This window comes from Erwinia persicina (genome assembly GCF_019844095.1).
GTDB classification, from domain to species: domain Bacteria; phylum Pseudomonadota; class Gammaproteobacteria; order Enterobacterales; family Enterobacteriaceae; genus Erwinia; species Erwinia persicina.
In genome coordinates, this window is the sequence record NZ_CP082141.1 from 3,264,053 (window position 1) to 3,277,543 (window position 13,491).

Genomic DNA, 13,491 nt, shown 5'->3' on the forward strand with positions numbered 1-13,491 from the left:
CTTCTGTTTCGCCCGGCCTCTTAATCCAGCGCGTGGATCACGACCCACATTGGCCCCTGCCCTACAGCATACCGCGCCAGCGGCTGCAACAGACCGCGATCGGCGGTGATTTTATACACTTCAATATGATGTGATTTCTGTCCGGCGGCCACCAGGTACTGCCCGCGGTTATCAATATTAAAGCCGCGCGGCTGGGTTTCCGTCGGCTGATGGCCTTCAACGGTCAGGGTGGCGCCATCCGCGCTGATGCTGAACGAGGTAATAATGCTGGCGGTACGGTCGCAGCTGTACAGATGGCGGCCATCTGGCGTGATATGAATATCAGCCGCCCAGCGGGTATCACTGAATCCTTCCGGCATCATATCCAGGCTCTGCACTTTCTCCACGTCACCTTTGCTTAAGTCCCAGACGTCAACGGTACTGTCCAGTTCGTTAACGCAGTAGACGTAACGCTGATTCGGGTGGAACGCCATATGACGCGGACCCGCCCCGGGCTTCGTTTTCAGTTCAGACTGTGCACACGGCGTCAGTTCACCGCTGTCAGACAGGCTGAACAGCGCAATGCGGTCCTGCTTCAGCGCCGGAACAAACAGCGTCTGGTTCGTCAGGTCGATGTTCGCAGAATGACAGCCATCCAGACCGCTCACGGTCTGCACGGGCGCCCCCGGCAGGCCATCGGCACCGATCGGGCTGACGCTGACGAAAGCATCGTTGTAGGAACCGACGAAAATAAAGCGGCCCTCACGATCGGTCGAGATGTGCGTCGGGCTGCCTGCCAGGGGCGCATGACCGGCTTCTTTCAGTTTGCCGTCAGCCTCAATACGGTAGGCGACGATGCGGAAATCCGGGCGTACACCCACGTAAAGAAACTTCTTGTCCGGGCTGACCACCATGGGCTGTACCTGGCCAGGCGCATCAACAACCTGTAGCAGCGTCAGTGCGCCCGCATCATTCATCTGCCAGGCGTGGATCTGATGGCTCTCAGGGCTGGCGGTATAAACAACTTGTTTCATGAATGCTCCTTGTTCTGAACGGAAAATCGGTGAGTGGTAAAGTATTCACCACCGTCGTCGGACTTACTTGCCATCTGTACCGTCAGTTTTGTGGCTGACGTCACAAGGTGTACACTTATTGACTTCTTTTGAGCCACGGGAACTGTTATGAGCTATCGCATCATCGCCCTCGATCTGGACGGCACGCTGTTAACCCCTACCAAAACCATTCTGCCAGAATCACTGGAAGCCCTCAAAAAAGCGCAGCAGGCCGGCATAAAAATCCTGATCGTGACCGGACGCCATCATGTGGCCATCCATCCTTTTTATCAGGCACTGGCGCTGGATACACCTGCAATCTGCTGTAATGGCACTTATTTGTATGATTATCAGGCGAAAAAGGTTTTAGACAGTGACCCGCTGCCGAAAGATCAGGCGTGCCGTGTGATTGAGATGCTCGACAGTGCCGGCATCCACGGCCTGCTGTATGTGGATAACGCCATGCTCTACCAGACCGAAACCGGTCACGTGACCCGGACGATTAACTGGGGGCTGTCGCTGCCGGAAGCCCAGCGTCCGACATTCTTGCAGGTCAACAGCCTGAGTGATGCAGCAAGAGATGCGCAATCGATCTGGAAATTCGCCCTGTCGCATGCCGATACTGCCGCACTGCAGCAGTTTGCGGAAACGGTCGAAGCCGAAATGGGGCTGGCCTGCGAATGGTCATGGCATGACCAGGTGGACATTGCGAAAGCGGGTAACAGCAAAGGGAAGCGGCTGGCGCAGTGGGTGGCCGCCAGTGGCTATCAGATGAGCGATGTTATCGCCTTTGGGGATAACTACAACGACCTGAGTATGCTGGAAACCGTCGGGCTGGGCGTGGCGATGGGCAATGCCGACGACGCCATCAAAGCGCGGGCGAAGCGTGTGATCGGCACGAACCTGGAGCCCGGCATCGCAGAAACGATCTACCGGGAAGTGCTGTAATCAGGTGGTGATAGAAACGCTTTTGATTTGAGCGAACAGCCACATATTCGGTTTGATCATCAGTTCATCGCGAGCCCAGGGCGTGATCCGCGCCCACAGCTCGCTCTGCCCCACCAGTAGCTTCACTTCCACCTGGTTGTCGATCTCCAGCAGTTCGCCAACCTGGGCGGGGATCACGTTGCGAATGCTGCTGTTCACCGGTGGCTTCAGCACCAGCGAAACATCAGCGGCCTGAATGCGGATACGCAGCGGCGTACCCGCCGGAGCGTCAACGCGGTTAACCCAGATATGCTGATCGCCCAGCGACAGCGCCGTCATCTGATAGTGCGGATGCTGCTCCAGCACCTGCACGCGCAGAATACTGCTCTGATCACTTTTTGGCAGCCACGGGCGCATTGCGCTGCTGCCCCAGACGCGCTCCAGCGGCCCCAATGCCTTCACTTCTCCCCGATCCAGTACCATGACATTATCGGCCAGATGCAGCAGCTCATCCAGACTGTGGCTGACGTAGAGGATCGGCGTGGCAACCTGGCGCGCCAGCTTTTGCAGCCAGGCCAGCAGTTCCCGTTTGCGCGGCAGGTCAAGCGAGGCCAGCGGTTCATCCATCAGCAGCATTTCCGGTGCGGTCAGCAGTGCACGGCCAATGGCAACGCGCTGTTTTTCTCCACCTGACAGCGACCACGGGAAGCGGTCAAGCAGCATTTCCAGCCCCAGCAGCTGCACCAGCGCATCAAACTGCGGGCGCATGCTTTTTGCCATGCCGTATTCCAGATTGCCACGCACGCGGTAGTGCGGGAACAGGCGCGCATCCTGAAAAACATAGCCAATGCGGCGCTTTTCCGGCGGTAGCCAGAGCGCGGTGGCGGTATCGCTCAGCACCCGATCGTTCAGCGTGATGCTACCCTGCTGGGGCACGGTCAGCCCGCCGATGGCATTAATCAGTGACGTTTTGCCGGCACCGGAAACGCCAAAAATGGCCGTTACGCCGCTGGCAGGCACGCTGGCCTTCACTGTCAGGGTGTGTTCGCCCTGCCGTTGGATAAAATCAAGGATCAGCATCAGAGCCCTAAACGCTTACGACCCCAGCGGGTCAGCCATTCGGAAAGAAGCAGGGAAACCAGCGCCAGCAAAATGGCAATGACGCACAGACGTGCCGTCGCGCCCTCTGCGCCCGGTGTTTCAATCAGCGTATACATGGCTGACGGCAGCGTGCGCGTCTCCCCCGGAATATTCGACACGAAGGTGATGGTGGCGCCAAATTCGCCCAGCGAACGGGCAAACGCCAGTACCGTACCGGCAATAATACCCGGTAGCGTCAGCGGCAGGGTGATGGTTAAAAATACCCGCCAGCGCCCGGCCCCCAGCGTGCGTGCAGCCTGTTCCAGTTTACTGTCAACTGCCTCCAGCGCCAGGCGAATGGCGCGCACCATCAGCGGGAAAGCAATGACCGCCGAGGCCAGCGCAGCTCCGCGCCAGCTGAAAGCAAAGCTGAAGCCAAACCAGTCATACAGGTATTGTCCGATAAACCCGCGCCGCCCGAACCCCAGCAGCAGCAGGTAGCCCACCACCACCGGCGGCAGCACCAGCGGCAGATGGATCAGGCTGTCGAGCAGGGTTTTTCCCGGGAACTGCCGGCGCGCTAACAGCCAGGCCATCAGGATCCCAAAGGGCAGACTGCAGGCGACGGCCACCAGGGAAACTTTCAGGCTCAGGGCGACGGCCTGCCACTCGGGATCGCTCAATATCATCTTTCAGGTGCAAATCCATATTGTCTGAATACGGCCGCAGCTTGCGGGCCTTTCAGGTAGTTGTAGAAAGCGGTGACGCTGGCACGGTGATGACCTTTTACGATAGCCATCGGGTACTCCACGGGTTTATGACTGGCCTCCGGGAAGAGGCCGACCACAGTGACTTTTTTGCTGGCCACGGCATCTGAACCATACACAATGCCGTAAGGCGTTTCATCCCGCTCGACCAGCGCCAGCGCCGCCCGTACGCTGTTGCTGCGCGCCATCAGGGGTGAAAGCTCATCCCATGCGCCCAGGTTCTGCAGCGCTTCACGGGCATAAATCCCGGCCGGAACATGATCCGGGTCGCCAACCGCCAGGCGCTGGCCTTTCAGCAGGCCTTTCCAGTCGGTACTTTTACTGATGCTGACCGCCTGCGGCTGACTGGCCGTCGGTGCAACCAACACCAGATCGTTACCCAGCAGGGTAACACGACTGCCCTCTTCGATGGTTTGCTTCGCCACCGCATAGTCCATCCACTGCTGGTCAGCAGAGATAAACAGATCCGCCGGTGCACCCTGTTCAATCTGGCGCGCCAGCGTAGAAGAGGAGGCAAAGGAAGAGACCACATTGACCGACGTCTCCTTACCGTACTGGCTGGCAATGACATCCAGCGCATTGGTCAGTGATGCGGCAGCGAAGACGGTGATCTTCTCAGCGGCCATCGCGTGGCCTCCCAGGCTCAGGCTAATCGCGGCAGCGATGATCCAGTGGTTCCCTTTTACAGACATCGTTTTTCTCCAGCAGGTTCGTTATGTACTGAATGATATAACGATAATCTGGGAAATGTAACGGTATTTATCGGCATGACGTGGGAGAAGTTTAGCGGTGTGAGCAACGAAAACGCCCGGCATTGCCGGGCATTATAAATAGAGGGTGAGATTTACTGGATAGTCTGGCTTTTCTTCGCCTGCTGGTCGTCACGATGACCAATTTTGGAAATAACGTTAAACACTTCGCCCAGGCCCCAGATCAGACCGAGGATAATCGCCATTACGATCGGCACCATGATAATGGCAACGGCCAGGCCTTTAAGTAACTCCAGCATGGAAACCTCATCTTGCTGATCAAAAAAACCATTGTAGCGACAGCCGCTAATAAAGCACTGACCTTTTGTGCCTTCGTGCGCAAATTATTTCGCCAGGGCTGATAGAATCAGCAGAGACTTTTTACATTTTCCCTGGCGGAGTTCCTATGCAGGCCGATATTTCCCTGATCCTTAAACACCAGCAACGGCTGTTTGCCGACCCGCGCCGCATTGAACTTCTGCGTCAGATCAAAGAGAGCGGCTCGATCAGTCAGGGCGCAAAACTGGCAGGCATCAGCTATAAAAGCGCCTGGGATGCCATCAACGAGATGAACCAACTGGCCGATCGTACGCTGGTGGATCGTGCCACTGGCGGTAAAGGCGGCGGCGGCGCGGTGGTCACCGCCTACGGTGAACGGCTGATCCAGCTCTATGCGCTGCTCGGGCAAATTCAGCAAAAAGCATTTGATGTACTCCAGGATGACGCGCCTCTCGGCAGTCTGCTGGGAGCCATTGCACGTTTCTCGCTGCAAACCAGCGCCCGCAATCAGTTCTTCGGCACCATTGTGGCGCGCGACAGCCACCCGGTGCAGCAGCACGTGACCGTGCAGCTGGCCGACGGTGTGACGCAGATTCAGGTGGCGCTGACGGCACAGAGCGCTAATCGCCTGCAGCTGGAAAGCGGTAAGGAAGTGCTGGTATTGATTAAAGCGCCGTGGATTACGGTCAGCGGGGGGCATGAACAGGCAGACAATCAGTTGCCCGGCACCGTGAGTCAGATTGAACAGGGTGAAACGCACAGTGAGATCCTTATCGCACTGACCGGCGGAGAAACCCTCTGCGCCACCGTGGAAAATCAACAGATTGCCCGGCAAAAACTCCAGCCGGGCGCGGCAGTAACAGCATATTTTAATGCCGATCGCGCTATCATCGCGACGCTGCTCTGAATCAGTGGCCCGCGTTTGACATCCAGCGGCAGGAAGCCCCTAATGGATTAATGATGCAGATAATGGGATAAACAATGGCAATGTTGCAAATCACGCAAGGTATCTTTCGCCTGAATGATACCCGAACGCTTAACCTTAATGACCTGACCGTGACCGCTGGCGAGAGCTGGGCTTTCGTGGGAGCCAACGGCAGCGGTAAGTCCTCGCTGGCACGGGCCCTCTCCGGCGAACTGTTGCCCGCCAAAGGACGGGTGAACAGTACGTTTCTGCGCACCACCCGGCTGTCGCTGGAGCAGTTACAGAAACTGGTGGCCGACGAATGGCAGCGTAATAACACCGATATGCTCAGTGCAGACGAAGAGGATACCGGCTTAACGGCCGCAGAAATCATTCAGCTTGAGGTGCGCGATCCCGCCCGCTGTCAGCAACTGGCGGCACAGTTTGGTATTGAATCGTTACTGACCCGCCGCTTCAAGTACCTCTCCACGGGCGAAACCCGCAAAACGCTGCTCTGCCAGGCGCTGATGGCGCAGCCCGATCTGCTGATCCTTGATGAGCCTTTTGACGGACTGGACGTGGCGTCACGCGGCAATCTCGCCAGCGTGCTTGGCAGTCTGCAACGGCAGGGCATCACCCTGGCTCTGGTCCTTAACCGTTTTGATGACATCCCCGATTTCATCGATCGGGTGGGTGTGCTGGCAGAATGTACCCTCACGCATACCGGCGACCGCCAGGCCATCCTGGCAGAGGCACTGGTGGCCCAGCTGGCGCACAGCGAGCAGCTGGCAGGGATGACGCTGCCGGAAGCCGATGACGCCACAGCCATTCCCGCACTGGCGGAAGACGCCCCGCTGATCGCGTTGCGCGATGGCGTTGTCTCTTATAACGACCGTCCTATCCTGCACAGCCTCAGTTGGCAGGTCGGACGCGGCCAGCACTGGCAGATAGTCGGCCCTAATGGCGCCGGAAAGTCGACCCTTCTCAGCCTGGTAACCGGCGATCACCCCCAGGGATACAGTAACGACCTGACGCTGTTTGGCCGCCGTCGGGGCAGTGGAGAAACCATCTGGGATATTAAGCAGCATATCGGCTATGTCAGTAGCAGCCTGCATCTTGACTACCGCGTCAGCAGCAGCGTGCGCAACGTCATACTCTCCGGCTTTTTCGATTCGATCGGCATTTATCAGGCCGTCTCTGACCGCCAGCAGGCGCTGGCCGGGGAGTGGCTGGCGCTGCTGGGGATGAGCGGTGACGTTGCCAACTCGCCTTTCCACGCGCTCTCATGGGGCCAGCAGCGTTTAGTGCTGATCGCCCGTGCGCTGGTCAAACATCCGGCGCTGCTGATCCTCGACGAACCTCTGCAGGGGCTGGATCCTATTAACCGTCTGCTGGTGCGCCGCTTTGTCGACGTGCTGATTGGTGAAGGGCGAACGCAGCTGCTGTTTGTCTCACATCACGCCGAGGATGCGCCGCAGTGCATCACCCACCGTCTGAGCTTTATCGCTGAGGGTGACGGCTACCGCTACACCCAGGAACAGCTGTAACCTTTTTAACGCCTGCACGGGGCGACCGGAAAAAAGGCTGTCCCCTCGACCGCCCCCTGCCGGGGCTGACCTTTTTTTCGGTCAGCCCTCCATATAAGTGTAACCGCTACCATTATTAACCTCCCCTTGCCTGATTATCTCTCAGCGCCGTGCTATCTTTGTTGATAGTTAGGAATATTCAGCTTGTGTAAACGATTCCATTTATACAGACTCGATCACGCTTTCCGCCTGCGCATTGTGCTATTTTTCTTTACAGCATATACAGGCATAAACCCGGTTATCAGGACTCATCATGCAGAAATTTAATCCGGTCGATCACCCTCATCGCCGTTACAACCCGCTGACCGATCAGTGGATTTTAGTTTCCCCCCACCGCGCCAAGCGTCCGTGGCAGGGGGCGCAGGAAACCGCCTCGCAGGAAAAACTGCCCGCGCACGATCCTGACTGTTTCCTTTGTCCGGGAAATACCCGGGTGACCGGGGACAAAAATCCCGATTACACCAGCACCTATGTCTTTACCAATGACTTTGCTGCGCTGATGACGGACACCCCGGATGCCCCCGAAAGCGACGATATGCTGATGCGCTGCGAAAGCGCACGCGGCACCAGCCGGGTCATCTGTTTTTCCCCCGACCACAGCAAAACCCTGCCAGAACTGGCGCTTGAGGGACTGGTCGACGTGGTGAAAACCTGGCAGGAGCAGACCGCCGATCTGGGACAACATTACCCGTGGGTGCAGGTGTTTGAGAATAAAGGTGCAGCGATGGGCTGTTCCAATCCCCACCCGCATGGCCAGGTGTGGGCGAACAGTTTTCTGCCGAACGAAGTCAAACGTGAGGATGACCTGCAGCGCGCCTGGTTCGACAGACACCACTCGCCGATGCTGGTTGACTACGCTGCGCGTGAGCTGAACGACGGCAGCCGCACGGTCGTTGAAACCGAACACTGGCTGGCAGTGATCCCCTGGTGGGCCGCCTGGCCGTTTGAAACGCTGCTGTTGCCAAAAACGCACATCAAGCGCCTGACCGATTTGACCGACGAACAGCGCACCGATCTGGCGCTGGCGCTGAAAAAACTGACCAGCCGCTATGACAACCTGTTCCAGTGCTCTTTCCCCTACTCTATGGGCTGGCACGGGGCACCGTTTAACGGCGAGGCCAACGATCACTGGCAGCTCCATGCCCATTTCTATCCACCGCTGCTGCGTTCTGCGACAGTGCGTAAATTTATGGTCGGCTATGAAATGCTGGCTGAAACCCAACGTGATTTAACGCCCGAGCAGGCAGCAGAACGTCTGCGCGCCGTGAGCGATATTCATTTCCGTGAGGCGGAATAACCATGAGTTTACAGAACACTACCCAACAGATTTTTACCACCGCTTTTGGCTATGTCCCGACCCACACGCTTCAGGCTCCGGGACGCGTCAACCTGATCGGTGAGCACACCGACTACAACGACGGCTTTGTGCTGCCCTGCGCCATTGACTACCAGACGGTGATTGCCTGTGCAAAACGCAGCGACCGCCAGGTGCGGGTAATTGCCGCCGACTATGAGAATCAGCAGGATATCTTCTCTCTGGATGAAGAGATCGTCAGCCATCCCCATCAGATGTGGTCGAACTACGTGCGCGGCGTAGTAAAACACCTGCAGAAGCGTGCGCCGCAGTTTGGCGGCGTGGATATGGTGATCGCGGGTAATGTGCCCCAGGGCGCGGGCCTCAGTTCTTCGGCCTCGCTGGAAGTGGCGGTAGGCACCGTGTTTAAACAGCTTTATGCGCTGCCACTCGACGGTGCGGCAATCGCGGTCAATGGCCAGGAAGCCGAAAATCAGTTTGTGGGCTGTAACTGCGGGATTATGGATCAGCTGATCTCCGCACTGGGTGAAAAAGACCACGCGATGCTGCTCGACTGCCGCACCCTGAGCACGCGTCCGGTGCCGATGCCATCGGATATCGCGGTGGTGATCATTAACTCAAACTTCCGCCGCAGCCTGGTAGGAAGCGAATACAACACGCGCCGCCAGCAGTGTGAAGCCGGGGCGAAGTTCTTCGGTAAAACCTCGTTGCGCGATGTAGAACTGAGCCAGTTCACCGCACAGCAGGATGAGCTTGACCCGCTGGTGGCGAAACGTGTGCGCCATGTGTTGACGGAAAATGCCCGTACCCTCGAAGCCGCTGACGTCCTGGCGCGCGGCGACCTGGCACGCATGGCTGTGCTGATGGCCGAGTCACACGCCTCAATGCGCGATGATTTTGAAATTACCGTTCCGCCTGTCGATCAACTGGTCGGCATCGTTAAAAACACCCTCGGTGAACGCGGCGGCGTGCGTATGACCGGCGGGGGATTCGGCGGCTGTATCGTGGCACTGATGCCTTTTGAGCTGGTGGATACGGTGAAAGCCGCGGTGGCAGCACAGTACGAAGCGGTCTCCGGCATTAAAGAAACGTTCTATGTCTGTAAAGCGTCAGCAGGAGCGGGCCCATGCTAAAACCCAACTCTCACGCCCCTGACGGACAACCCTGGCACATCACCACCCTGCGCAACCGCAACGGTATGGTTGCCACGTTTATGGACTGGGGGGCCACCTGGCTTTCTGCCCGCGTGCCGATGGGCGACGGACACGTACGCGAAGCGCTGCTGGGCTGCGCCACCCCGTCAGATTATCTGCAGCAATCCGCCTATCTGGGAGCTACAGTCGGCCGCTATGCCAACCGCATTGCCGGTGCACGCCTGAAGCTGAACGGTGAGGAGATTGCGCTGACCGCCAATCAGGGAACGCATCAGCTGCACGGTGGCCCGGACGGCTTCCATAACCGCCGCTGGCAGATCGTCTGCCAGAGCGACAGCGAAGTGGAATACCGCCTTGATTCGCCGGACGGCGATCAGGGCTTCCCCGGCACACTGCTGGTCAGGCTGCGTTATCATCTGGACGATAACAATACGCTGTCAATCCGCTATGACGCGACCGTGGACAAAGCCTGCCCGGTCAACCTGACCAACCACGCTTATTTTAATCTCGATGCGAAACATGGTGATGCGCTCCAGCACCGGTTGCAGCTGAATGCCGAACGCTATCTGCCCGTCGACAGCGAAGGGATCCCCAATGCGCCGCTAAAATCCGTGGCAGGGAACAGCTTTGATTTTCGTCAGCCAAAAACTCTCGCTCAGGATTTTCTGCAGGATGATGACCAGCGTGCGGTAAAAGGCTATGACCACGCTTATCTGTTAAACAGCACCCCGGACTCGCCAGCGGCTACGCTGTGGTCTGCTGACGGTAAACTGCAGCTTAACGTGTTCACCAGTGCCCCGGCATTACAGCTTTACAGCGGGAATTATCTGGAAGGCACGCCGGCACGTGAACAGGGGGTCTATACTGCTTTCCAGGGTATTGCGCTGGAAAGCGAGTTCTTACCCGATTCGCCAAACCATCCTGAGTGGCCGCAGCCTGACTGCTGGTTGCAGCCGGGTGAATCGTATCAGTCGGTTACCCGTTACCAACTGACGCCGGTTTGACAGAGCGCATGAAAATCGCGCATCGCGAGCGTTCCGGGCTTACGCGCTGCGCAGAATTCAGCTATGGTAATGCACATTAAAATTGCCGCGGGGTTAATGACGGCAGTTTACCGGTCACCATTATCATAGAAACGTTAAGTTATTAAGGAGTTAAGCTATGGCTGTAACTAAGCTGGTTCTGGTACGTCACGGCGAAAGCCAGTGGAACAATGAAAACCGTTTCACCGGTTGGTATGACGTTGATCTGTCAGACAAAGGCCGCACCGAGGCGAAAGCCGCCGGTCAGCTGCTGAAGAAAGAAGGTTTCACCTTCGATTTCGCTTACACTTCTGTGCTGAAACGTGCCATCCATACGCTGTGGAACATTCTGGATGAAGTGGATCAGGTCTGGCTGCCAGTGGAAAAATCCTGGCGTCTGAACGAGCGTCACTACGGTGCGCTGCAGGGCCTGGATAAAGCAGAAACCGCGCAGAAATACGGTGATGATCAGGTGAAGCAATGGCGTCGTGGTTTTGCCGTGACCCCACCAGAGCTGGACCGCGCTGATGAGCGTTTCCCTGGCCACGACCCACGTTACGCTTCACTGACCGCTGAACAGCTGCCTACCACAGAAAGCCTGGCGCTGACCATTGACCGCGTACTGCCTTACTGGAATGAGTCTATCCTGCCACGCATGAAAAGCGGTGAGAAAGTGATCATTGCTGCTCACGGTAACTCACTGCGTGCACTGGTGAAGTACCTGGACAACATGAGTGAAGAAGAGATCCTTGAACTGAACATCCCAACGGGCGTGCCGCTGGTGTATGAGTTCGACGAAAACTTCAAGCCTATCAAACATTACTACCTGGGTGATGCTGACGAGATTGCTGCGAAAGCAGCCGCTGTGGCTAACCAGGGCAAAGCGAAGTAATTTTTCGCGAGAACAAAAAACCCGCCATCCGGCGGGTTTTTTTATGCGTACAGGCTGAGTCAGCCGCGACGCGCTTTTACCGCACCGGCCAGCTGACGCAGGACAGCTTCCGTATCTTCCCAGCCAATGCAGGCGTCAGTCACGCTTTTGCCGTACACCAGCGGTTCGCCGCTTTCCAGACTCTGATTTCCTTCCACCAGATGGCTTTCAATCATCACGCCGATAATCGCGCTGTCGCCGGCGGCGATCTGCTGTGCCACATCTGCGGATACCTCAAGCTGCTTTTTAAACTGCTTGCTGCTGTTCGCATGACTGAAATCGATCATGATCTGTGGGTCGAGACCGGCTTTTTCCAGCCCTGATTTTACGGCGCTGACATGATCAGCACTGTAATTGGGTTCTTTGCCGCCGCGCAGAATGATATGGCAGTCTTCATTACCCGCCGTCTCGACAATCGCTGAATGGCCATATTTAGTGACAGAAAGGAAGCAGTGTGGCGCGCTGGCTGCACCAATGGCGTCAATCGCCACTTTGATGGTGCCGTCGGTGCCATTTTTAAAACCTACCGGACAGGAAAGACCGGAGGAGAGCTCACGGTGTACCTGAGATTCTGTGGTGCGTGCACCAATGGCGCCCCAGCTCATCAGATCTGCCACGTACTGTGGGGTGATCATATCAAGGAATTCGCCCGCCGCCGGCAGGCCACTGTCATTGATTTCCAGCAGCAGCTGACGCGCAATACGCAGGCCGTCATTAATCTGGAAACTGCCGTCCATGTGCGGATCGTTAATCAGTCCCTTCCAGCCGACCGTGGTGCGCGGTTTTTCAAAATAGACGCGCATCACTATTTCCAGCGAATCTTTCAGCTCGTCACGCAGCGTCAGCAGACGTGAGGCATACTCTTTTGCTGCCACGGTATCGTGGATTGAACAGGGGCCAATCACCACCAGCAGACGATCGTCCTGCTTTTTCAGAATTTTATGTATCGCCTGGCGCGCAGAAGAGACTGTGGCAGCCGCCTTGTCCGTGGCAGGGAATTTTTCAAATAACGCAACCGGAGGTAAAAGCTCTTTTATCTCTTTGATTCTTAAGTCATCATTCTGATAATTCATAGTATTTCCAGGTTATTACATTGCCATACTGCACACCAGGCGCATCCGTTCCAATTTATCGCGACTCCCCTGCCCTGTAAATCGCCATTCGCGACTAAAAGCGCCGGGCACATTTGATCTTTTCACAGGCTCTACTACACTTTTAAGCGTTAACTCTTGAAAAAAACGTATTTGCACCACTAATGATTATTGGGTGGTACATATGCGGGATTTTATTTTGCCAGAAGTGGATTTACCTCAGACCTTAAAGTTCTGGTTGTTCGCCAGTATTCATAAAATTAACGGAGCATAATGATGAATAAGTTTGCAATCGTATTCCTGACAGCAGCAATGACTTTAGGCAGCGGCGCGGCGATGGCTGCTGGTGACGGTAACGGCTCTGCCAACGCGGCTGCCGATGCAGGTGCAGTGGCGCCAGGTGCGAAAGAGAATTTGCCACCAAATAAAGTGGATAACAGCAAAATTAACACCTCTGGTGATAATGCCACGCATAAAGACATGAAAAACCACAATGGCATGAGCGCGGATGAAGTGAACAAAAACGCGCAGTGTAAAGACGGCAAATGCCCGGATATTAATTCCAAAGTGGGTGACGGCGCGGATACCAAAACTGACGGCACCACACAGTAATTCCTGCGCGTAAGCGAATAAATAAAGGAGAGCAAAAGCTCTC

14 protein-coding genes are annotated in these 13,491 nt (G+C 56.5%); 8 read left to right on the plus strand and 6 right to left on the minus strand.

What is annotated here, in order from left to right; genetic code table 11:
• Nucleotides 1–20: 20 nt before the first annotated feature.
• On the minus strand, nt 21–1,013 hold the full coding sequence (pgl, locus tag K6L24_RS14940) for a 6-phosphogluconolactonase (protein WP_222681613.1): 993 nt from the start codon (nt 1,011–1,013) through the stop codon (nt 21–23).
• Between the two features lie 147 nt (nt 1,014–1,160).
• Between pgl and K6L24_RS14945 the strand changes: the two genes are divergently transcribed.
• Nucleotides 1,161–1,979, plus strand: a complete 819-nt coding sequence (locus K6L24_RS14945; protein ID WP_187509557.1) for a pyridoxal phosphatase — start codon at nt 1,161–1,163, stop codon at nt 1,977–1,979.
• Here the strand turns inward: K6L24_RS14945 and modC are convergent, their stop codons facing one another.
• The 4 genes from modC to K6L24_RS14965 all read right to left on the minus strand — a co-directional run bounded on the left by modC (nt 1,980) and on the right by K6L24_RS14965 (nt 4,814).
• Nucleotides 1,980–3,038 (minus strand): molybdenum ABC transporter ATP-binding protein ModC, encoded by a 1,059-nt coding sequence (gene modC / locus K6L24_RS14950; protein WP_118664444.1) that lies wholly within the window; start codon nt 3,036–3,038, stop codon nt 1,980–1,982. It lies immediately after the preceding gene.
• Nucleotides 3,038–3,727, minus strand: a complete 690-nt coding sequence (gene modB / locus K6L24_RS14955; RefSeq protein ID WP_062749340.1) for a molybdate ABC transporter permease subunit — start codon at nt 3,725–3,727, stop codon at nt 3,038–3,040. The genes modC and modB overlap by 1 nt, the downstream gene beginning before the upstream one ends.
• A complete protein-coding gene (gene modA / locus K6L24_RS14960; protein ID WP_118664445.1) occupies nt 3,724–4,497 on the minus strand; it encodes a molybdate ABC transporter substrate-binding protein in 774 nt (257 codons plus the stop codon). The genes modB and modA overlap by 4 nt, the downstream gene beginning before the upstream one ends.
• 152 nt (nt 4,498–4,649) lie before the next feature.
• On the minus strand, nt 4,650–4,814 hold the full coding sequence (locus K6L24_RS14965; protein ID WP_072277518.1) for an AcrZ family multidrug efflux pump-associated protein: 165 nt from the start codon (nt 4,812–4,814) through the stop codon (nt 4,650–4,652).
• Nucleotides 4,815–4,960: 146 nt separating this feature from the next.
• Between K6L24_RS14965 and modE the strand changes: the two genes are divergently transcribed.
• The 6 genes from modE to gpmA all read left to right on the plus strand — a co-directional run bounded on the left by modE (nt 4,961) and on the right by gpmA (nt 11,706).
• Nucleotides 4,961–5,740: a molybdenum-dependent transcriptional regulator gene (modE, locus tag K6L24_RS14970; RefSeq protein ID WP_222681614.1), complete on the plus strand. Its 780-nt coding sequence runs from the start codon at nt 4,961–4,963 to the stop codon at nt 5,738–5,740.
• A gap of 74 nt (nt 5,741–5,814) precedes the next feature.
• Entirely contained in the window at nt 5,815–7,284 is a 1,470-nt protein-coding gene (gene modF / locus K6L24_RS14975; protein ID WP_191927221.1) for a molybdate ABC transporter ATP-binding protein ModF, read from the plus strand.
• Nucleotides 7,285–7,576: 292 nt separating this feature from the next.
• Nucleotides 7,577–8,620 (plus strand): galactose-1-phosphate uridylyltransferase, encoded by a 1,044-nt coding sequence (gene galT, locus K6L24_RS14980; protein WP_062749350.1) that lies wholly within the window; start codon nt 7,577–7,579, stop codon nt 8,618–8,620.
• Nucleotides 8,621–8,622: 2 nt separating this feature from the next.
• A complete protein-coding gene (gene galK, locus K6L24_RS14985; RefSeq protein WP_222681615.1) occupies nt 8,623–9,771 on the plus strand; it encodes a galactokinase in 1,149 nt (382 codons plus the stop codon).
• Nucleotides 9,765–10,796, plus strand: a complete 1,032-nt coding sequence (gene galM, locus K6L24_RS14990; protein WP_062749354.1) for a galactose-1-epimerase — start codon at nt 9,765–9,767, stop codon at nt 10,794–10,796. Before galK ends, galM begins: the two co-directional genes overlap by 7 nt.
• A gap of 157 nt (nt 10,797–10,953) precedes the next feature.
• Complete coding sequence (gene gpmA, locus K6L24_RS14995; protein ID WP_048916699.1) at nt 10,954–11,706, plus strand: 2,3-diphosphoglycerate-dependent phosphoglycerate mutase; 753 nt, start codon at nt 10,954–10,956, stop codon at nt 11,704–11,706.
• A 59-nt stretch (nt 11,707–11,765) separates the two neighbouring features.
• On the opposite strand, the gene aroG is transcribed toward gpmA, so the two are convergent.
• Nucleotides 11,766–12,818 (minus strand): 3-deoxy-7-phosphoheptulonate synthase AroG, encoded by a 1,053-nt coding sequence (aroG, locus tag K6L24_RS15000; protein ID WP_191927224.1) that lies wholly within the window; start codon nt 12,816–12,818, stop codon nt 11,766–11,768.
• Nucleotides 12,819–13,109: 291 nt separating this feature from the next.
• Between aroG and K6L24_RS15005 the strand changes: the two genes are divergently transcribed.
• Nucleotides 13,110–13,448 carry a YbgS-like family protein gene (locus tag K6L24_RS15005; RefSeq protein WP_062749358.1) on the plus strand — a complete coding sequence of 113 codons (339 nt, stop codon included), beginning with the start codon at nt 13,110–13,112 and terminating at the stop codon, nt 13,446–13,448.
• Nucleotides 13,449–13,491: the final 43 nt, after the last annotated feature.